This is a genomic window from Kribbella flavida DSM 17836 (assembly GCF_000024345.1).
GTDB lineage: Bacteria > Actinomycetota > Actinomycetes > Propionibacteriales > Kribbellaceae > Kribbella > Kribbella flavida.
This window is the reverse complement of record NC_013729.1, coordinates 2,890,457-2,910,570: the sequence shown is the minus strand read 5'-3', so window position 1 is coordinate 2,910,570 and position 20,114 is coordinate 2,890,457. Positions and strand designations below refer to the sequence as shown.

The window sequence follows — 20,114 nt, the reverse complement described above, 5'->3', positions numbered from 1 at the left end:
GTCAGCGCATCGGCAGGGTCGGCGCGTCGGCCGGCTTGAAGTTCACCGGGATGCCGAGCGTCTCGTCGTGCTGGGACGCGCCGATCAGGACGACGCCCAGCACCGGGGCGCCGGCGAACGCCAGGGCGGCGGTCAGCCGGCTGACGTCGGTGTCCTTGTCGTGGCCGACCTGGACCACCAGGATCGAGGCGTCCACCGCGGCGGCCAGCGGGGTGATGCCGTGCCGGCCGACCGAGGCGGGACCGTGGATGACGACGGAGTAGCCCGGCGGCAGGTCCGCCACGATGCCGGGCACCAGCGACGGGCCGATCGCGAGCGCCGACTCGTCGTCGCTCAGACCGGGCGGCAGCACGTACAGGTCGGCGACCGTGCCGGGACGGAACAGTTTGCGGGCCCGGACCGCGCGGGTCGGGGCCGGCTCGGCGACCAGGTCGGTCAGCCCCTCGTGGTCGGTGACGTGCGACAGCACCGGCGTACCGCCGAGGTCGGCGAGCACGAGCAGCGTCTCGCGGCCGTCCCGGGCACTCGCCTCGGCCATCGCCAGCGCGATGCCGGCCGAGTTGGGCGTCGGCGAGGCCGACACCACCAGCAGGGCGCCGGCGCCGCTCGCCCCGATTCCGCGGGGATTCAGCTCGCGCCGGGCCAGGGCGCCGCTCGCCTCGGCGCCGAGCGCGGTCAGCTCGGACGGCGGCAGGTGCGGGGCTGCCCGGCGCCAGAACCGGCGCCGGCCGATGGACGCGGTGATCACCGGTGCGCCGGCTGCGCGGGCCGCCTGGTCGCGGGTGAGCACGAACGGGCTGAGGTGGGTGCTGAGCAGGGCCAGACCGAAGCCGAGCACCAGCCCGAGAATGCCGCCGACGGTGATGTCGCGCAGCACCAGCGGCGACGAGGTCGCGGTCTCCTTGGTCGCCGGACTGACCAGCTCGCTGCCGGTGCCGATCCCGGACAGCGCCTTGCGCATCGCCGACGCCTCGTCGGCGGCCTGGCGCGCCTCGGTGGCCAGGCCGACCCGCTGGTCGCGCAGGGCGGCCGCCGTCTGGGTGTCGCCCCGGGCGATCGCCTCGGAGATCTGGCTGACCAGCGTGCGGGACTGGGCGGCGGCGGTCCGGGACCGGTCCTGCGCCTGGCCGGCCAGCGTGGTCAGCAACGCCTTGGCCTCGTTGTTGCGCTGGGCCAGGTAGATCCGGCCGATCGCGTTCGCCCGGCGGACCGCCTCGTCCGCGGTCGGGCCGTCGATGGTGATCAGGTACGCGTTGTCGGTGACCGCCTTGACCCGGGTGACCGAGGCCAGCGACTGGGCCGACTCGTCGCTGGTCGGCATCCCCAGCGACTTGGCCACCGAGCGCAGCAGCGCCGGGCTGGACATCACCCGGGCCTGCGTCTCGGCCGGCAGGTCCATCCCGAGCGGGCCGGTCTTGTCCGCCCCGGTCGGCAGCTTGCCGACCAGCGCGGGCGGCACGGCCGGCCCGATCACGACCTGGCTGGACGCCGTCCAGCGCTGGGTCTGCACCAGCGAGAACACGGCGGCGCCGGCGATACCGAGCAGCACGCAGCCCAGGATCAGCCACTTGTGGCGTAGCAGTGCCTGCGCGGTGTCGCGCCAGACCACTGTGCCCGGTTCCATCCGGTTCCCCATCTCCGATCGGCGCCGTCCTGACCGGCCGGGTGACCTCACCCTTGGTGACCGAGCTTGTGCCGGGCACAGGATATCGGCATCACCGGCACGGTGAAACCACCCCGGCAGCGGCCCGGCACCGGCTGCCGGCCACGCTCACGCACCGTCACCGTCGCCAGGAATTGTCCACAGGTTCGCCCGCACCGGCTGGACCGGCGTCACTTTGTGTGGCCTACTCTTCTCTCCGGGGGAACGACCAGTACGGACGAGATTTGGTTCTATCCGCGGCGCCCGGACCGGGCGCCGGTCCGAGGGGGGACACCGCAGCATGAGAAGAAGATGGCTGTTCGCGCGCCTGGGAGTCGTCGGCGTTCTGCTGACCGCGGTGCTCGCGCCGACACCGGCTCAAAGCATCAGCGCGTCGCTGTCGGCCGTCGACAGTCCGGTCTGGCAGACCAACGCGAGCGTGCAGGGCCTGGCCGTCGCGGCCGGCAAGGCCTACGCCGGTGGCCGGTTCACCAGCGTGCGCCCGCCCGGCTCGCCGCTGGGCACCAACGAGGTCGGCCAGGCCTACCTCGCCGCCTTCGACGCCGCCACCGGTGACCTGGTCACCTCGTTCACCCCGGTCCTGAACGGCCAGGTGTACGCCGTCGCGGCGTCGCCGGACGGCTCGCGGATCTTCGTCGGCGGCGACTTCACCACCGTCAACGGCGTCACCCGCAACCGGATCGCCGCCTTCGACACCGCCACCGGCGCGCTGCTGCCGGACTGGAAGCCCTCGGTCTCCTACCGGGTCAAGACCATCGCGGTGGCCGGCGGCACCGTGTACTTCGGCGGCTCGTTCGGCCTGGTCAACGGCCAGGAGCGGCTCCGGCTCGCCGCCGTCAGCGCGACCGCCGGCACGCTGTTGCCGTGGGCACCGGCCACCGACGGCGACGTGTACGCCGTGGAGGCGGCCGACGACGGGTCGAAGGTCTACGCCGGCGGCCAGTTCAGCACGGTCAACGGCACCAGCCAGAACACCGTGTCCAGCCTGGACCCGGCGACCGGCGCGGTGCTGCCGTTCCCGGCCGCCTCGGCGGTCCCGCCGCCGAACGGCACCTGCACCACCCGGGTGAAGACGATCGACGCCAGCGGCGACACGGTGTACTTCGGCAACGGTGGCGACGGCGTCGGTTGCTTCGACGGCACCTGGGCCGCGGACATCGCGACCGGTGTGCTGAAGTGGAAGAACCAGTGCCTGGGCGCCACCGAGGCGGTCAAGGTCGTCAACGGCTGGCTGTACAAGGGTTCGCACGCCCACGACTGCGCCTACAACGGCGCCGGCGGCTTCCCGCAGGGCTTCGGCTACCGCTTCCTGCTCACCGAGTCGCTGACCGACGGCTCGATCGGTCCCTGGTTCCCGAACACCAACGCCGGGGCGCCCACCGAGGTCGGCCCGCTCGCGTTCGCGTCCGGCGGCTCGGACCTGTGGGTCGGCGGCGACTTCACCACCACCAACGGCGTCGGCCAGCAGGGCCTGACCCGCTTCACCAACACCGCGCCCGGTGCGGCTCCGGCCAAGCCGGCCAAGCTGCAGCCCTACAGCGTCAAGCCGGGTGAGGTGAAGATCCACTTCCCGACCGTGGTGGACAACGACGACAGCACGCTGACCTACCGGCTGCTGAAGGGATTCAGCAACACCACGATCGCCACCTGGACCGCGACCTCCACGCCGTGGGAGCGCCCGTGGCTGCACTACACCGACACCGCCGTCACCCCGGGCGAGGTGACCAACTACCGGGTCGAGGTCACCGACGGCACGACGACGGTGCGCGGCAACTACTCCGACCCCATCACGGTCGCGGGCACCACCGCCACGGCGTACGACGAACTGCTGAAGGCCGACGGCCCGCAGGCGTTCTGGCGGCTCGGTGAGGCCTCCGGCACGACCACGTCGGTGGACGCCTCCGGCCAGAGCAACAACGGCACCTATACCGGAGTCACGCTCGGCACCGCCGGAGCGATCGCCGGCAACACCGCGGCGACCACCACCTCGTCGGGCCGGATGGTCGGCGAGAAGGGGTTCTCGATGCCGCAGCAGTTCACCGTCGAGGCGTGGGTGAAGCAGAGCTCGCTGCGCGGCGGCCGGATCATCGGCTTCGGCGGCTCCCGGACGGGCAACTCCTCCGGCGGCGGCGACCGGATGCTCTACCTGCGCAGCAACGGCGCGATCATCTTCGGCGTCAACGACGGCAGCCAGCGCACCCTGACCAGCACCTCCGGCAAGAACGACAGCCAGTGGCACCACGTCGTGGGCACCTACGACAACGGCGCCATGAAGCTGTACGTCGACGGGGTGCTGGCGGGCAGCCAGACGGTCGGAACGGCCGCCCTGTACTACGGCTGGTGGCGCGTCGGCTACGACAACATCAGCAGCTGGGCCGGCGGTGGCGCCACCCAGACCGGGATGGTGATCGACGAGGCGGCGGTCTACCCGTACGCGCTCGACGCAGGGCAGGTCCAGGCCCATTACGACGCCCGCTGAGCGGACAGTCAGCCGGATATAGCACAACGTCATAACGCTGGGGGGAGCTCGCCTTCCTGGAGAACCTCCCCCCGGCTAGATTTCGCGTGCACTGCAGGCCCGCCCGCCCAGTTTCTGAGGACATTGATGAAAAAGCTCGTTCTGGTACTACTCACCGCCGGGGCCGTCGTGGCCGTGGCGCTGATCCCGCCCGGTGCACCGGTGGTGGCCGCCGGGTCCGGCTTCGGCACCGCCGTCTCGGCGGTGCGGCAGAGCTCCTGGCAGACCAACGCGCCGGTGAACGCGATCGCCATCGCGGGCAACACCGTGTTCGTGGGCGGCCGGTTCACCCGGGTTCGGCCGCCGGGCAAGCCGGCCGGGCAGGGCGAGGCGGTCCGGACGTACCTGGCCGCGTTCAGCCGCAGCACCGGCGCCGCGTCGAGCTTCGCGCCGAAGCTGAACGGCACCGTCTGGAGCATCGCGACGTCGCTGGACCAGAAGTGGATCGTGGTCGGTGGGGACTTCACCACGGTCAACGGCCAGCCCCGCAACCGGATCGCGATGTTCAACGCCGCCACCGGCGCGCTGTCCAGCTTCCGCCCGTCGGTGAACTCGCGGGTGAAGGCGGTCGCAATCTACGGCAACAGCGTCTTCATCGGTGGCTCGTTCGGCGGGGTCGGCGGCTCCGGCCGCAAGCTGTACGAGACGCCGCGCAACCGGCTCGCCGCGCTGACGCTCAACGGCGGCCTGGTGATGCCCTGGAACCCCAACGCCAACGACGACGTGTACGCGATCGACGTCGCCGACAACGGCACCAAGGTGTACGCCGGCGGCCCGTTCACCAGCGTCCGCGGCCAGCGCCACAACACGCTGGTGGCGCTGAACAACTCCACCGGCATCCCGTTCGCGATGCCGGCCGCGGCCGCGATCCCGCAGCCGACGGCGCTGTGCACCACCCGGGTGAAGGACATCGACACCTACGGCTCGAAGGTCTTCGTCGCCAACGGCGGTGACGGCCGCGGCTGCTACGACGGCGTGCTGGCCGCGGACATCGCCACCGGCAAGCTGCTGTGGCAGAGCAAGTGCCTGGGCGCGACCGAGGCGGTCAAGGCGATCGGCAGCTGGGTCTACAAGGGCTCGCACGCGCACGACTGCAGCGCCGACGACCCGAACTACTTCACCGACGGGACCGGTACGCACTTCCTGCTGGCGCACAGCAGCGGCAACGGCCGGCTCGGTCCGTGGTTCCCGAACACCGACGCCGACCCGAACAGCACAACCAAGGTCGGACCGCTGGCGATGGCGGGCACGGCCACCGACCTGTGGGTCGGCGGCGACTTCCTCAAGGTCAACGGTTACGGCCAGCAGGGCGTCACCCGGTTCACCAACGCCGCACCCGGCGCGAAGGCCCCGGCCCCGGCCGCCCCCGCGGCGAAGAGCCCGGTGACCGGCAAGGTCGGCCTGTCGTTCCGTACCGTCGTCGACCCCGACAACATCACCCTGACGTACAAGCTGTACCAGGGCAGCCGCCTGGTCGGCATGTGGAACCGCAACACCTACAAGTGGCAGGCCTCGCAGCTGGTCACCTACACCGACACCGGCGCGAAGAGCGGCCAGACGGTCAGCTACCGCGTCGAGGTCCTCGACGGCGCCAGCGTCGTCAAGTCCGCCACCTCGGCCCCCGTCACGGTCAGGTGACCTCGCCGCACCCCCACTGATCCACCCCACGGCCCGGGGCGTCCCAGACGCCCCGGGCCGTGGTCCGTCCGTCCCCAGTCACCGCGCGTCAAGCAACAACCGCACCGCCAGACCGCCGAACACCGCACCCGCCACCCGCTTGAGCCCTCGCTCGAAGCCCGGCCGGCGAACCAGCACCGCGGACAACGCGCCGGCCGCGACCCCGACGCCGCAGTCCATCACCAGCCCGATCAGCACCAGCACCGCGCCCAGCAGCAGGATCTGCACCGGGCCGGGCCACCCGCCGGCGGTCAGGAACTGCGGCAGGAACGCGAGGTAGAACAGCACGACCTTCGGGTTCGCCAGGTTTGTCAGTACGGCGGACAGGTAGGTCCGGCGCAGCGACTTCCTCGGCGGTGCGGTGAGCGCTGCCGCCGCTCGTGCCGAACGGAACGCACTGACGGCCAGGTACAGCAGGAACACCGCTCCCCCGACGCGCACCAGTTCCAAGGCGAACGGCGCGGCCTGGAGCAGCGCACTCAGCCCGAGCGCTGCGACCACGGTGTGCACGACCGTGCCCGAGGCCATGCCGAGCGCGGCCGTCACGCCGGCTCGGCGGCCGCCGCCGAGGCCGTGCGCGACGATGAACATCATGCCGGGGCCCGGCACGAGGTTGAGCAGTACGCAGGCCAGCGCGAATCCCAGAACCGTCGTGGCACTCATGGGGGCAGCCAAGCACGGCACCGCGGTCGGTGGAACCCCGAGCGTCAGCCCGGGGTCGGTGAGTTGGTGCGGCGGTGGGTGGTGAGGGCTTGGTGGGCTTCGTACCACCACAGGAGCAGGGTGCAGAAGGCTGCGGAGGCCAGGCCCCAGGCGGCGCCCAGAGGTCCGCCGAGGGCGGCTCCGGTGATGCCGGCGGTGATCAGCACGACGGAGGAGATCAGCCGGACGCGCAGGCCGCGGCCGGCGGCGGCGAGGGCGCGCAGGATGGCGAAGGCGCCGGAGTTGGAGGCGCCGAGGGCCTGCAGCAGGATGACCGGGATCATCACGGCACTCGCCTCGGCCCAGACGGCGGGGCCGAGCAGTTCCCGGCCGACCGCCTCCGGCAGCAGCAGGAAGATCGCGCCCCAGGCCAGCGCGCCGGCGCCGACGCCGCCGGAGATCACCAGGCCGACCCGCCACAACCGCCGGTACGAGTGCTTGAGCGCCCGGGACGCCTCCGGTACGGCGATCGCGCGGATTCCCTGGTTCAGCACGTTCACCGGGCCGAGCAGGACCTGCGCACCACGGATGCCGGAGACCGCGACGATGCTCGCCACGGCGGTGATGCCGAGCATGTAGACCTGGATCGTGCCGCTCACCGCGAGCATCTCACCGACGTACTTCGGCGTGAGGTCGCGGTGCTCCTTCAGCCAGTCGCGGACCAGCTGCAACCGCGGCAGCAGCCCGGCCTGGAACCGGCCGGCGATCGCCGCGACCACCGCTCCCAGCCCCCAGCACAGCGTCAGCGAGAACGCCGACGCCGTCCCGGTCGCGTACAGCCCGGCGAACAGCACCGCCATCGCGACCAGCCAGACGAGGTCGTTGACGAATGCCCGCCGCCCGTCGCCGACCACGAAAAAGGCGAACCGCCAGGCGTCCTGCAGCAGCAGCCCCGGCATCGTCACCGCGAAGGCCACCAGCACACCGGCCGACGGAATCCCGGGAAAGGCCGCGATCAGCAGTCCGACCAGCATCGCCGCGACGCCCGCCAGGAACGCGGTCGCCGTACTGGCCCGGACCGCCTTGTGCCACTGCGGGGTGCGCTGCCCGGAGTACCGGACGCCGAGGGGTTCGGTCGCGACCGCCCGGGAGACGTTCAACGCGATCGTGTAGCCGCCGAACGCGAGCGCGTAGACACCGAAGTCGGCGACGCTGCTGCTGCGCGCGACCAGTACGCCGACCGCCAGGTTGCTGAGGCTGGACAGCCCCTGGTCCGCCAGGCTCCAGCCGGCCCGGCCGGCCGGCCCCGCGAGCCTGCGCAGCTTCAAGAAACCGGCCGGGGCGGCCGGCGCAGGATGCCGGCACCGAACCGCGGAATGCCCAGCACGTAGCGGCGCCAGAGCCGGCGCGGCTCCTTGTAGAGCCGGTAGCTCCACTCCAGCCCGGACTTCTGCATCCAGACCGGCGCCCGGTCCAGCCGGCCGGTGTGGAAGTCGAAGGCGGCGCCGACACCGATCAGGATCGCGGCGTCCAGCCGGTCCCGGTGCTCGGCCATCCAGCGCTCCTGCTTCGGAGCACCCAGGCCGACCCAGACGATGTCCGGACGGCGTGCGTTGATCTCGTCGACGATCGCCGCGTCCTCGGCGGCCGTCAGCGCCCGGTACGGCGGTGAGAACACGCCCGCCACCCGCAGGCTCGGGTGCCGGCCGACGAAGGTGTCCCGCAAGTTCTCGGCGACGCCGTCCGCACCGCCGTAGAAGTACTGCGACCAGCCGCGCGCGGCGGCCTCGGCCATCACCCGCTCGAACAGGTCGGGCCCGCAGACCCGGGCCATCCGGTCGAACCCTGCCTTGCGGCCGGCCCACACCAGCGGCATCCCGTCGGCCAGCGTCAGGCCGGACGTGTTGTACACCTCGGTCAGCTGCTCGTCGGCCCGTGCGTGCAGCACCGCGTTCATGTCGGCGACACAGACCAGCTGCCGGTCGCCGGCCGCGATCCACTTGCCGAACGTCTCGACCGTGCCGTCCATGTCGGTGACGCTGACGTGGATGCCGAGCACGTCGACGCGCTGGTCCCAGCCGGTGCCGGCGCCGGTGCCGCCGCGCGCGACCTGCCCCGTCGTCTCAGCGGTCACCTGTCAGTCCTCCTCGGTCAGCGCGGCCAGGTCGGCGTCCACCATGATCCGGACCAGGTCGGGCACGTGCACCTCCGCCTTCCAGCCGAGCTCCACCTGCGCCTTCGACGCGTCGCCGACCAGCGAGTCGACCTCGGTCGGCCGCTCGTAGCGCTGGTCGTAGTCGACGTGCTCCTCCCAGTCGAGCCCCGCGTGCTGGAAGGCCAGCGACACGAAGTCGCGCACCGAGTACGACGTCCCGGTGGCCACCACGTAGTCGTCCGGCTGGTGGTGCTGCAGCATCCGCCACATGCCCTCGACGTACTCCGGGGCGTAGCCCCAGTCGCGGCGGGCGTCCAGGTTGCCCAGGTACACCCGCTTCTCCAGGCCCAGCTTGATCCGCGCCACCGCCCGGGTGATCTTGCGGGTCACGAAGGTCTCGCCGCGGCGCGGGCTCTCGTGGTTGAACAGGATCCCGTTCACCGCGAACAGGTCGTACGCCTCGCGGTAGTTGCGGGTCATCCAGTACCCGTACACCTTGGCCGCGCCGTACGGCGAGCGCGGGTAGAACGGGGTCAACTCGTTCTGCGGCGGCGGGCTGGCGCCGAACATCTCCGAGCTGCTCGCCTGGTAGAACCGGCAGTTCAGCCCGATCATCCGGATCGCCTCGAGCAGCCGGGTGGTGCCCATCCCGGTGGTGTCACCGGTGTACTCCGGCTCGTCGAAGCTGACCCGGACGTGGCTCTGCGCGGCCAGGTGGTAGACCTCCTCGGGCTGGATCGCGGCCAGCAGCGTGACCAGGCGCGAGCCGTCGGTGAGGTCGCCGTAGTGCAGGAACAGCCGTTTGTCCGGTTCGTGCGGGTCCGTGTAGAGGTGGTCGATCCGGCGGGTGTTGAAGGTGCTCGCCCGGCGGATCAGGCCGTGCACCTCGTAGCCCTTGGCCAGCAGCAGCTCGGCCAGGTAGGACCCGTCCTGACCGGTGATCCCGGTGACGAACGCCTTCTTCATGCCTGCTGCTCCAGGTACCAGTCGTAGGTGGCGGCCACACCCTCGTCGAGACCGATGGACGGCGACCAGCCCAGCGCCGCCAGCCGGCTCACGTCGAGCAGCTTGCGCGGGGTGCCGTCCGGCTTGGACAGGTCGTTGCTGATGGCACCGGTGTAGCCGACCACCTTCGCGACCAGCTCGGCCAGCTCACGGATCGTCACGTCGGCGCCGACCCCGACGTTGATCGGCTCCGGCTCGTCGTAGTGGTCCAGCAGGTGCACGCACGCGTCGGCCAGGTCGTCGACGTGCAGGAACTCGCGCCGCGGCGTACCGCTGCCCCACAGCACCACCTCGGGCGCACCGGACACCAACGCGTCGTGGAACCGGCGGATCAGCGCGGGCAGCACGTGCGAACTGGTCAGGTCGAAGTTGTCGTTGGGGCCGTACAGGTTGGTCGGCATCGCGGAGATCCAGCGCAGCCCGTACTGGCGGCGGACGGCCTGGACGTGTTTGATGCCGGCGATCTTGGCGATCGCGTACGCGTCGTTGGTCGGCTCCAGCTCACCGGTGAGCAGGCTGGACTCGCGGATCGGCTGCTCGGCGTACTTGGGGTAGATGCACGACGAGCCGAGGAACAGCAGCCGCGGCACCCGGACCGCCAGCGCAGCGTCCATCAGGTTCACCTGGATGCGCAGGTTGTCGCTGAGGAACTCGGTCGGGTGGTCGCGGTTGGCCAGGATGCCGCCGACCCGGGCGGCGGCGTCGATCACCACGGCCGGGCGGTGCTCGGCCAGGAACGCGGTCGTCGCGGCGCGGTCGCGCAGGTCGAGCTCGGCCGACGAGGCGCCGATCAGCCGGCTGAACCCGGCCGCCTCGAGCCGGCGCCAGATGGCCGAACCGACCAGTCCGCGATGGCCCGCGACGTACACCGGCGACCGGGGGTCGATCGTCATGTCAGTAAGCTCCCGAGCCGTAGATCACCGCGCGCAGCGTCTTCCAGAGGATCAGCAGGTCGAGCGTCATCGACCAGTTGTCGACGTAGCGCAGGTCCAGCCGGACCGACTCGTCCCAGGACAGGTCACTGCGACCGCTCACCTGCCACAAGCCTGTCATGCCGGGTTTGACCAGCATCCGCCGGGAGTCGTCCGCGGCGTACAGCGCGACCTCCTCGGCGAGCGGCGGCCGCGGACCGACCAGCGACATCTCGCCGCGCAGCACGTTGAACAGCTGCGGCAGCTCGTCCAGGGAGAACCGCCGGATCCACCGGCCGAGCGGCGTCATCCGCGGGTCGTCGCGCATCTTGAACGCGACCCCGTTGCCGTCGCTCAGCGCGTAGAGGTCGCCGAGGCGCTGCTCGGCGTCGGCGTACATGCTGCGGAACTTCAGCATGGTGAACTCCGCGCCCGCGCGGCCGACGCGTTGCTGGCGGAACAGCACCGGTCCCGGACTGGACAGCTTGACGGCGAGCGTCAGACCGATGAACAGCGGTGACAGGACCATGATCAGGCCGGCGGCGAGGACCCGGTCGAAAACCGCCTTGAGCAGGTGCGGACCGCCACTGACGGCCGGGCGCTCGAGGTGCAGCAGCGACAGGCCGGCCACCGGGCGGACCGAGATCCGCGGCCCGGCCACCTCGATGATGCCCGGCGAAACGATCAGCTCGACGCCACGCTGCTCCAGGGCCCAGGACAACCGGCGCAGCGACTGACCCGCGAGCTCCGGATCGGTCGCCACCGCGACGACGTCCACCGCGTGCCGGTCCACCGCCGCGAGGATGTCCGACGCGTCGAGCTCGTCGGTGACCCCGGACCGCACGTCGCCGCGGGGGCGGCAGGTCGCCACCACGCGGAAGCCGTCCGAGCGGCGGCTCTCCAGGTGCTCACACAGCGTCGCGGCCGGTCCGGCCCGGCCGACCACCAGGACCCGGTGCATGCAGCGGCCGCGCAGCCGGTGCCGGTGCAGGTCCTTGCGCAGCGCGTACCGCAGCACGAGCGCGGCCAGCACAGTGACGGGGATCGCCAGGACGACGAAACCGCGGGCGATCTCGCTGCGGGTCGCGTACGACGCGATCGCGATCGCCGCGGTCAGCCCGACACCGGCTCGCAGCAGCGAGCGCAGTTCCTCCGGGCCGGCGGCGAAGTACCGGGCGTCGTAGCCCTTCGCCAAGGCGACGCCGATCACCCAAGCCAGCGGCAGCAGGCTGCTGATCACCAGGTAGCCGCTGCCGACGTGGTAGCCGAAGCGGGTGAGCAGGGCGACCGAGACGCCGATCACCGCGGCCAGCAGATCGCCGCCGAGCGCGGCGAAGCGGTAGACCGCGACCCAGCGCGGCTCGGTCGAGCGTGACGGCCGGGGCACGATCGCCGGCACCTCGTGCGGGACCACCCAGAGCGGTCCGAGGTCGAGGTCGCCCGCGACGGGATCGGCGGCCGGGAGCCGCAGGGCGGTCGGCGTCCGGGCGGGGGTGCCGACGGCCGGGTCCTCCGGCGGGCTGACGTCGTGGGGCGACGCGGGCACGCGCTTCGCTCCGCTCACACCGGCCCCTCATCTTTAGCTGCTGCATGGCAGCTGTGCAGCCCCACCGTCGGGCAGTTTGCAGGGCGCTCGACGAGGGTGTCAATTCGCCGCGCCCGCACAGCCGGTAATCGGTCGGAAACGGACAGTCGGGAGAAAAATAGCCGGTCGCGGCGCCGGAACGCCAGTTGCTGGCGCGCGGGCGGAGAATGGGTGAGACTGGGGCCGGGTGACCGAGCGTCACCAGGGGGATGTCACGGGGACGGCCGACCGGGCGACGATCGCCAGGGGCCGGTTTCACAGCTGGGGGGCTGTCGTGCTGGAACACCTGAAACCCACACCGCTGCCCGCGGACCGGGTACCACCCGCCGTGCCACCGAAGCCGGCGCAGCCGCTACCGCCGGCCGAGGCGGCGCGGCGAACCGAGGCGGCGCCGGTCCACTCGACCGAGCCGACCCCGGCGGCAACGCCGGTCCACGCGACCCAGCCGACCCCGGGGGCAACACCGGTCCACGCAACCCAGCCGACCCCGGCAGCAACACCGGTCCACGCAACCCAGCCGACCCCGGCGGCAACGCCGGTCCACGCGACCCCGGCGGCAACGCCGATCCGAGGGGCGCAGCCGGTCGAAGCGGCAACGCCGGTGCACGGAAGCGGGGGCGGGTTGGTTGCTGCTCCGGTGGTGTGTCCGGGTGAGCGGGTGGTCGCGGACCTGCGGCTGGTGGGTTGTGGGGTGCGGGTGCCGTTCGCCGTGCTGGGGGACGACGTTGCCGGGGAGCCGCCGGTGGCCGGGCGGGTGCGAATTCCGGCGAGCGCGGACGAGATCGGCCGCGCCGTGACCGCCGGCGCGCTGACGATCGCCGACGCCGAGTCCACCCCGGTCGCGACGCTCGTGGACCTGACCGTCGCCGAGCCGACGGCCGAAGGACCAGGATGGATCGAGGGGCGCCTGCTCATCCTCGGCCGAGCCGACGCCGGCCCTGTCGCACCACAGCGCGCGGCCCGGGTGGTTGTCGTCCCGCGGCGGCCGCTCAGTTCGGCCGACCTGCGGGAGATCGTCGCGCTCGGCATCGACGACGTCGTGCTGGTCCTGCCGAACGCCGCCGCGACCCCTGACGGCGTACCGGCGACGACGCTGCAGGAATGCCTCGATCGCGCAGCCCCCGGCAACTTCACTCGCGTCGCCCTGCCGATCAGCTGGCGCGGGAACACCTCGGACGAGGCCCTCACCACCGCCGTCGCCACCACCCTCGATGCCACCCACCTCCTCCCCCTCCGCCCCGCCTCCTCCCGCCCAACCGGCCAACTTGTGGGTTATCCCCCGGAATACCAGCGGGTGGACCCACAAGTTGGCGGGTTCTCCCCTCAGCTGGGGGTAGGGGTGGGGGTGGGGGACGGGGATGCGCGGTGGGTGGAGGTGTTGGAGAAGGTGCGGGGGGCAACTGATGCGGCTGCGGTGGTTGAGGACCCGGTGCTGGCCGGGGTGCTGCCGGTGTTGACTCGGTGGCGGCCGCCGCGGCGGGAGCGAGGGCTGGTGGTGTTCTTCACCGGGTTGTCCGGGTCGGGCAAGTCGACGCTTGCGAAGGGGCTCGCGGAGCAGCTGGCCGGTGCCGGGCGGAGCGTGACGCTGCTCGACGGGGATGTCGTCCGGCGGATGCTGTCGTCGGGGCTCGGGTTCGACCGGGCCGGCCGCGATCTCAACGTCCGCCGGATCGGCTTCGTCGCGGCCGAGGTGGCGCGGCACGGCGGGGTCGCCGTCTGCGCACCGATCGCGCCGTACGCCGAGAGCCGGGCCGCTGTCCGGGCGATGGTCGAGGCGGTCGGGGATCTGGTGCTCGTGCACGTGGCGACCCCGCTGGCCGAGTGCGAGCGGCGCGACACCAAGGGCCTGTACCGCAAGGCGCGGGCGGGCGTGGTCACCCAGTTCACCGGCATCAGCGACCCGTACGACGAACCGCTGGACGCCGAGCTGCGGGTCGACACCGCCGGCGTCTCCCCGGCCGAGTCCCTGGCCGCGATCACCGAGTACCTCGTCACCGGCGGCTGGATCCCCGCACCACCACCGGCCGATCCCACCACCGGCGCCCGGACTCCCGCATCGGCCGATCCCACCATCGGCGCCCGGACTCCCGCATCGGCCGATCCCGTGACCGGCGGCTGACATGGACTTCGCGCTCGCTGCCGCCGCCTTCGGGGTGGGAGTGGTGGTCGGGCTGACGGGGATGGGCGGCGGTGCGCTGATGACGCCCGTGCTGGTGCTGTTCTTCGGCGTACCGCCGTTGACCGCGGTCTCCAGCGACCTGGTCGCCAGTGCGGTGATGAAGCCGGTCGGCGCGGCCGTTCACCTGCGTCGCGGCACTGTCCACCTCAAGCTGGTCGGCTGGTTGTGCGTCGGCTCGATCCCCGCGGCGTTCGCCGGCGTGCTGATCGCCCGGTCGCTCGGCGACGGCGAGAACGTGCAGCAGTTCATCCAGCGTGCGCTCGGCGTCGCGCTGCTGGTCGCCGCGACCGGACTCACCGTGCGCGCCTACCTCCGGCTGGTCGAGCGCGCCCGCAAACGCGACGGTCTGCTGCCGCCCCTGCCCCAGGGCCGGCCGCGGGTCACCGCCCGCCCGCTGCCGACCGTGCTGGTCGGCGTGATCGGCGGAATCGTCGTCGGCATGACCTCGGTGGGCTCCGGCTCGCTGGTCATCATCGCGCTGATGGCGTTGTACCCCGGGCTGAAGGCGAGCGAGCTGGTCGGCACCGACCTGCTCCAGGCCGTACCGCTGGTGGCGTCGGCCGCGCTCGGGCACCTGCTGTTCGGCGACTTCCAGTTCGACCTGACCGCGGCCATGCTGGTCGGCTGCGTCCCGGGCGTCTGGATCGGCGCGCGGATCTCGTCGCGTGCCCCCGGCGGGCTGATCCGCCGGGCGCTGGCGTTCGTGCTGCTGGCCTCGGCGCTCAAGCTGCTCGGTGTACCGAACCTGGAGACCGGGGTGGCCCTGGTCGCCACGGCCCTGGTCGCTCCCCCGCTGTGGATGCTGATCCGCCGCCGGCACGGCTTTCCCTTGCTGGCCAGGCGGTCGCCGCCCGGCGAACCACCCGACGAAGCAGCGGACGAGGTCCGCGAACAAGCAGGAGGAAATGCCCGATGAGCCGCGACACGGTGGTCTTCGAAAGCTGGCGGGGCAAGTACTCCGACAGCCCGCGTGCGGTGTCCGAACGGCTCGGCGAGCTGCGGCCGGACCTGCGCCGGATCTGGGTCGTGTCCGGCCCGGACGTGCAGCTGCCCGACGACGTCGAGCGGGTGGTCCGCAACACCCCGGCCTACTTCCTGCGGATCGCCTCCGCGCGGTACTTCCTGTCCAACGACATGATGCCGCGGTACCCGCTGAAGACCCGCCGGACGACGTACGTGCAGCTGTGGCACGGTACGCCGCTCAAGCGGATCGGCTTCGACGTGCCCGACGCCAAGTACGCCGGGGCGGACGTCTACTCGCGCCGGCTGGCCAAGGACGTTCGTCGGTGGGACCACCTGGTCTCGCCGAACCACTTCTCCACCGGCAAGCTCCAGCAGGCGTTCCGCTACTCGGGCTCGGTGCTGGAGCTCGGCTATCCCCGCAACGACGTGCTGTCCGGACCGGGCGCGGACGAGCTGCGCGCGAAGGTGCGGGCGGAGCTCGGCCTGGCCCCGTCGGCGCGGGCCGTGCTCTACACGCCGACCTGGCGCGACGACGCGCTGACCGGCTCCGCCAAGCCGAACCCGCTGGCCGCCGAGGCGGAGCAGGTGCTCGGCCGGCTGCCGGACGAGACCGTGCTGCTGTTCCGGTTCCACCACCTGGTCGCGGCGTCCTCGCCGGTGCCGCGGCACCCGCGGGTGCTCGACGTCAGCGACCACCCGGACATCCAGGCGCTGTACCTGGCTGCGGATCTGATGATCACCGACTACTCCTCGACGATGTTCGACTTCGCCGTCACCGGGCGGCCGATGGTCTTCTACACCTACGACCTGGCCGACTACCGCGACCAGCTGCGCGGCTTCTACTTCGACCTGGAGGCGGAGGCGCCCGGTCCGCTGGTGACCACCGCGGAGGAGCTCATCGCCGCGCTGGCCGACGAGGACGGGCTGCGCCGCCGGTACGCGCCGGCGTACGACGCGTTCCGGCAGCGCTACAACCACCTGGACGACGGCCGGGCCACGGACCGGCTGATCGAGCGGGTCTTTCAGCCGGCCGGCCGGTCGGACCGCAGGTAGCTGACGTTGTCGATCCGGCCGTTGAACTGGTCGGTCGAGGAGCGGATGATCTCACCGTCCTCGCCGATCTTGGCGCCGATCGCCAGCGGCTCGGAGCCGATCATGTCGAGCGACCCGATCGGCCCGGTCTTGGTGACCTCGGCGGGCGCCGTGCCGGCGGCGAGGTCGGCGACCGTCAGCGTGACGGTGTTGTCCAGCCGCCGGCAGGCCAGCCGGTACCACCGGGCCGGGTCGAGGGCGAGCTTGGACTTCGCCGTCACCGCGCCGTCGGTACCACGCACCACGCAGGACGCGCGGTGCTTGTCGACCTGGATCTTGAACTGCGCCGAGTCGGCGAACAGGCCGCGCTGCAGCACGTTGTCTCCGTCGTCCACCGTGCTGCCGCCGGAGTGCCCGTCGAGCCGGATGTCGGCGCCGAAGGTGAACTCCGACGCGCCCGGCGACAGCCACTCCTCCGGCTCGACCCGCAGCGCCGCGAACGATCCCTTCTGGGTGCCCGAGTACGCCGGCAGCCGCAGCGCGATCCCCCCGTCGCGGCCGCGCTCGAACGTCGTCGTCGGCTTGTTCACGCTGAGCAGGTCGATCGTGGCCGCGGCCGCGCCGTCGCCGTGCAGTTCCCGTCCGGCCGCCGGCCCCGGCTGCTGGTCGTCGAACGTCAGCAGCAACTGCGGCTGGGGCGGCGTGTCGCTCACGGCCGCGGGGTCGACGCCGGCCTCGCCTCCGGCGCCCGGTCCGCAGGCAGCGGTCAGCAGCAGCGCGACCACCGCCGTACCGGCCACTGTCCAGCCCTTCGTTGTCGTCGGCATCATCCGCCCCTTGACCACAGCTTTCCCTGTCATCGCGGACTCAGCAAGACAGTCCAGGTGTTCGCCGTCGAGTTGGCGCTGTCGGCCGTCGCGGTCAGCCCGCCCTGCGCGCCGGTCGGCACCGCGGCGCCCCGGTCGGTCAGCAGGGTGGAGATGTGGCCGCTCGGCGAGCCGAACGACGTACTGCGGACCTGTTCCCCGGCCGGTGCCGCCCACGTCGTCGTGGCGGACGACTTGTCGGCCCAGTGCGACACCCGCCAGGCGCCCGGCACGGTGGAGTTGACCACCGGAGTGGTGTGCGCTGCCCGGGTCACCGTCTCGTTGGCGGACTCGAAGGCGGCAACCGGCCCGGCCGCGCTGGTCCCCGAGTAGGCCGCGACCGTCAGACCGGCCTTGCTGTACGACGCCAGGTTCACCGAGACCGTCTGGCCGGCGTCGTTGGCCCCGGCAACCTTCTGCCACACCCTGGTCACGTAGCCCGAGCCGGTCACGGTCCGCAGCAACGACCAGCCGGTGACTCCGGTCGGCCCGGTCAGCGCGGCGGTGGTGTTCTGGGTGAAGAACAGCAGCAGCCCGTCGCCGGCCTTGGTCGTCGGCGGCACGGTCACCGCGTGGGTCAGCGCGTTCTGGTTGGTCGCGTTCGCGCCGACGAACTCGATCGGGTTCGCCACGCTCGAGACCGTCAGCGGCCGGCTGTCGGTCCCGGTGGCCGCCTCGTTGTCGGTCACCGTCAGCGTCACCTGGTACGACCCCGGCGTCGCGTAGGTGTGCGCCGGCGACGGCCCGGTCGCGCTGGTGCCGTCGCCGAAGTCCCACGCGTACGACGCGATGCTGCCGTCGGGATCGTTCGAGGTGAGCCCGGAGAACTCGCACCGCAGCAGGTCGCAGGTTCCGGTCCACGCGGCCGAAGGGCGGATGTTCGGCACCGGGCCGCTGCCGGCGAGCAGGAACGTACCCTGCGACCGCCAGTCCTGACCGTCGATTCCCGGCCCGCTGGTCACCACAGCGGTGCCTGCGACCGGGACGTTGTTCGCGAAGTTCACCCGGTGCAGGTTGCCGTCGCCACCGGTGGCCCAGTAGACCTGGTTGCCGGACGAGAACATGCCGGACACCCGGCTCCAGTCGACGCCGGTGATGTTGCCGCTGGCCACGAAGCGGGTCGCGCCGACCACCTGGCTCTCCGGGGTGAAGTACCGGTAGTACAGCGACGGCTGACCGGCCACGGTGTAGAACAGCCGGCCGTTGGTGAAGAACATGCCGGTGACGTTGCGCAGGTCGGTCGCGAACGCAGTCAGCCCGCGCAGGTTCACGGTGGCGGCGGGCCCGAACGTGCTGCCGTTGAAGCTGCGCCGGGTCAAGGTGCCTTCCGCCGTGCCGGAGTACAGGAAGCCGTCGATCATCACCGCCCCGCGGGCCCCGGCGAAGCTGGTCGCGCCGGTGTTCACCGTACTGGCCGGGCCGGCCCACGTGCCGTCGTACGAACGCACGGTGGTGGTGCTGCCGAGCCGGTAGACCGAGCCCGGGAGCTGGCCGGTGTAGCCCGGTGGCGGGACGAGCGGCGAGTTCGGGAACAGCGCGAGCCGGCCGTGGAACTCGTAGTTCTGCCCGGTCCGGTCGGTGTCGCTGCCCATCAGCAGGCCGCCGGGGACCGCCGTCAGGTCGAAGACGCCGACACCGCGGGTCCGGGTCGGGTTCCAGGAGTAGGGCAGGCCGTTCAGCGGGTCGAGCGCGGCCAGACCCTCCCGGGAGACCGCGCCCGCGCCGGCGGTGTTGCTGCCGAACGGGTTGTTCACCCAGCGCTGGTGACCGCCGATGTACACGGCCACGCCGGTGATGCCGACGCTCCACAAGGTGTCGCCACCGGTGTAGTTGACCCACGACGGCTGCAGGTTGCTGCCGACCGCGTCGGTCTCCCAGCGCGAGGCCGAGTCGCAGAGCCGGTTCATCGGCGTACCGCCGGTGGTCACCACGACGAAGTACGCGCCGTCCGGGGACAGGTCGACGTCGTGCACGTAGGTCCAGAACTGGTCGGAGCAGTCGGGCTCGAACCGCGCGGTGTGCCAGTTGCGCACGGCCGCCGCCGGGCCGGACAGGTCGAGCATCGCGATCTGCACCCGGCGCTGCCCGCCCACCAGCGAGAAGTTGCCGATCGCTATCAACTTGCTGCCGTCGGGCGTGATGTCGAACTTGTCCACCTGCAGCTCGGCGCCGCGGACCGGGGCGGCGAAGGTGAGGTTCAGGAACGGGTCGACCGCACCGGTGTCGGGGTGCACCGCGGCCAGCACGGTCCGGGCCTGGCCGCCGACCGTGGTGAACAGGCCACCGAGGTACAGCCGGCCGCCCGAGAGCTTGAGGTCGTAGACCTGCCGGTTGACGCTGGGACGGAAGGTGCTGACCAGGCTGCCGTTCGCCAGGTTGACCCGGGCCAACCGGGGCTGGCTGGTGCCGTTCACGGTGGTGAAGCTGCCGCCGAGGTAGACCGACTGCCCGTCCGCGCTCGCCACCAGGGTGTCCACCGAGCCGTTCAGCACCGGCAGGAAGCTGTTGTCCAGGGCACCGGTGGTTGCGTTGTACGCGAAGACGGCGCGCCGGCTGATCTGGGTCGCGCTGGTCGCCGACCGGATCGTGGTGAAGGTGCCACCGACGATCACCCGGTTCCCGACCTGGATCAGCGCCTGCACCTGCCCGTTCAGGGCGTGCGGCGTCCAGTCGGCCGGGTCGGCGCTGACGATCGTGCTCTGCGGCAGTTGCACCGCGTCCGCAGGCCGGTGGGCCCCGAACGTCAGGAGCGATCCGAGCAGCGCGAGCAGCACAGCGACCAACGGCAACCGACGGACAGCCATCACAACCCCCTGAAGGCGCGGCCCCGGTCGGAGCGCCGGTCGCCCGGCGCTTCCCCCCATCCGGGATCCGCAGTGGGTGGTGGGACGGCTGGCGCTCCGCGGGAGAGCGCCGGC

General features: G+C 71.9%; 14 protein-coding genes. 5 read left to right on the top strand and 9 right to left on the bottom strand.

Translation table 11 applies throughout. The features are described from left to right. Window position 1: 1 nt before the first annotated feature. On the bottom strand, window positions 2-1,624 hold the full coding sequence (locus KFLA_RS13605; RefSeq protein ID WP_012920370.1) for a Wzz/FepE/Etk N-terminal domain-containing protein: 1,623 nt from the start codon (window positions 1,622-1,624) through the stop codon (window positions 2-4). A 319-nt stretch (window positions 1,625-1,943) separates the two neighbouring features. Between KFLA_RS13605 and KFLA_RS13600 the strand changes: the two genes are divergently transcribed. Together KFLA_RS13600 and KFLA_RS13595 are read left to right on the top strand one after the other, a co-directional pair. After that, complete coding sequence (locus KFLA_RS13600; protein WP_012920369.1) at window positions 1,944-4,142, top strand: LamG-like jellyroll fold domain-containing protein; 2,199 nt, start codon at window positions 1,944-1,946, stop codon at window positions 4,140-4,142. A gap of 126 nt (window positions 4,143-4,268) precedes the next feature. Next, on the top strand, window positions 4,269-5,819 hold the full coding sequence (locus KFLA_RS13595) for a glycoside hydrolase family protein (RefSeq protein WP_012920368.1): 1,551 nt from the start codon (window positions 4,269-4,271) through the stop codon (window positions 5,817-5,819). Window positions 5,820-5,897: 78 nt separating this feature from the next. Here the strand turns inward: KFLA_RS13595 and KFLA_RS13590 are convergent, their stop codons facing one another. From KFLA_RS13590 to KFLA_RS13565, 6 genes are read right to left on the bottom strand one after another with little or no spacing between them, the layout of a single operon-like run. Next, window positions 5,898-6,521, bottom strand: coding sequence for a LysE family translocator (locus KFLA_RS13590; RefSeq protein WP_012920367.1), 624 nt, complete (start codon window positions 6,519-6,521; stop codon window positions 5,898-5,900). A gap of 44 nt (window positions 6,522-6,565) precedes the next feature. Further along, window positions 6,566-7,828, bottom strand: coding sequence for an MATE family efflux transporter (locus KFLA_RS13585; protein ID WP_012920366.1), 1,263 nt, complete (start codon window positions 7,826-7,828; stop codon window positions 6,566-6,568). Continuing rightward, window positions 7,825-8,634, bottom strand: a complete 810-nt coding sequence (locus KFLA_RS13580) for a WecB/TagA/CpsF family glycosyltransferase (protein WP_012920365.1) — start codon at window positions 8,632-8,634, stop codon at window positions 7,825-7,827. Before KFLA_RS13580 ends, KFLA_RS13585 begins: the two co-directional genes overlap by 4 nt. A 3-nt stretch (window positions 8,635-8,637) precedes the next feature. Beyond that, the gene (gmd, locus tag KFLA_RS13575; protein ID WP_012920364.1) at window positions 8,638-9,621 is read right to left on the bottom strand and encodes a GDP-mannose 4,6-dehydratase; all 984 of its coding nucleotides are present in this window, start codon (window positions 9,619-9,621) and stop codon (window positions 8,638-8,640) included. Beyond that, entirely contained in the window at window positions 9,618-10,553 is a 936-nt protein-coding gene (locus tag KFLA_RS13570; protein WP_012920363.1) for a GDP-L-fucose synthase family protein, read from the bottom strand. The genes gmd and KFLA_RS13570 overlap by 4 nt, the downstream gene beginning before the upstream one ends. Before the next feature lies 1 nt (window position 10,554). Then, window positions 10,555-12,117: a sugar transferase gene (locus tag KFLA_RS13565; RefSeq protein WP_237706795.1), complete on the bottom strand. Its 1,563-nt coding sequence runs from the start codon at window positions 12,115-12,117 to the stop codon at window positions 10,555-10,557. A gap of 697 nt (window positions 12,118-12,814) precedes the next feature. Between KFLA_RS13565 and cysC the strand changes: the two genes are divergently transcribed. Genes cysC through KFLA_RS13550 form a run of 3 tightly spaced genes read left to right on the top strand, consistent with a single transcriptional unit; the run spans window position 12,815 to window position 16,351 of the window. After that, window positions 12,815-14,275: an adenylyl-sulfate kinase gene (gene cysC / locus KFLA_RS38815; protein ID WP_237706794.1), complete on the top strand. Its 1,461-nt coding sequence runs from the start codon at window positions 12,815-12,817 to the stop codon at window positions 14,273-14,275. Window position 14,276: 1 nt separating this feature from the next. Further along, complete coding sequence (locus KFLA_RS13555) at window positions 14,277-15,251, top strand: sulfite exporter TauE/SafE family protein (protein WP_012920360.1); 975 nt, start codon at window positions 14,277-14,279, stop codon at window positions 15,249-15,251. Then, window positions 15,248-16,351 carry a CDP-glycerol glycerophosphotransferase family protein gene (locus KFLA_RS13550; protein WP_012920359.1) on the top strand — a complete coding sequence of 368 codons (1,104 nt, stop codon included), beginning with the start codon at window positions 15,248-15,250 and terminating at the stop codon, window positions 16,349-16,351. The genes KFLA_RS13555 and KFLA_RS13550 overlap by 4 nt, the downstream gene beginning before the upstream one ends. Here the strand turns inward: KFLA_RS13550 and KFLA_RS13545 are convergent. Continuing rightward, window positions 16,321-17,157, bottom strand: a complete 837-nt coding sequence (locus tag KFLA_RS13545) for a LamG domain-containing protein (RefSeq protein WP_148256632.1) — start codon at window positions 17,155-17,157, stop codon at window positions 16,321-16,323. The two genes, KFLA_RS13550 and KFLA_RS13545, sit on opposite strands and share 31 nt — an antisense overlap. A gap of 29 nt (window positions 17,158-17,186) precedes the next feature. Further along, window positions 17,187-20,000 (bottom strand): PKD domain-containing protein, encoded by a 2,814-nt coding sequence (locus KFLA_RS13540; RefSeq protein WP_012920357.1) that lies wholly within the window; start codon window positions 19,998-20,000, stop codon window positions 17,187-17,189. Window positions 20,001-20,114 lie beyond the last annotated feature (114 nt).